This window comes from Actinomadura sp. KC216, from assembly GCF_004348535.1.
Taxonomy (GTDB): Bacteria; Actinomycetota; Actinomycetes; order Streptosporangiales; family Streptosporangiaceae; genus Spirillospora.
The window spans coordinates 1-714 of the sequence record NZ_SMJX01000660.1 but is presented as its reverse complement, the minus strand read 5'-3'; the positions used below and the strand labels follow the sequence as shown (position 1 = coordinate 714).

1 pseudogene is annotated in these 714 nt (G+C 73.5%); it reads left to right on the top strand.

Going from position 1 to position 714, the window contains the following annotated elements:
• Positions 1-259 precede the first annotated feature (259 nt).
• A pseudogene (locus tag E1264_RS42860) lies at positions 260-714 on the top strand (hypothetical protein); the annotation flags it as partial.

Sequence of the window (714 nt, the reverse complement as noted above, 5' to 3'; positions counted from 1 at the left end):
GACGGCAACGGTACGGAGTTCTGGCCCGACGCCCTCGACGACATCTGGGTGTACCAGGGCGCCTTGACCCCGGAACAGATCGCCCGCCTGGCCATCAACGACGACATACCAACCGACGCCGGCCCGTGACCCGCCGCCCTCCGGTCCGCCGCCGGCGGCTCGGCTCCCGCGTGGCCCGCCCACCGGTTCATCTCCCTTGTCCCTGACTCGCTGATTCTTCGATCCGGCCCGTGCCGGGGCCGGCGCGATGGAGGACGTCGTGAACGCTCGCCGTAGGGCTTCTGGCCGCCGCCGCGGCAGGGCGCTGGTGCTGGGATCGCGCCGGTTCCCGCGCATGACCGCGATCGTGATGGCGGTGGTGATGCCCGCCGGGCTCCTGTCGGCGCCGTCGGCGTTCGCGGAGCCCCCGAACCTTGGACGTCCCACGGTCAACGACCGTCAGGAACCGGTCGAAGGGCGGAACCTGAAGGTGCGGCCGCGCAAACCGGATCCGGCGAACAAGCCGGGCCCACCCGCCAGGACGGCCCTGCCGGAGCCCGGCAGCGCCGAGGTCGAGGTTCTCGCCCCCACCGTTGGCTCCGCCGAGCCTGGCTCCGCCCCCGCCCGCTCGTCCGGAGACCGCGGTGCGAAGGCGGCAGGCGACCTGCCCATCGAGATCCTGCCGCGCGGCCAGCGCGAACGTGGACGGAGCCGAGCGGAATGGGCGGGCCGGGT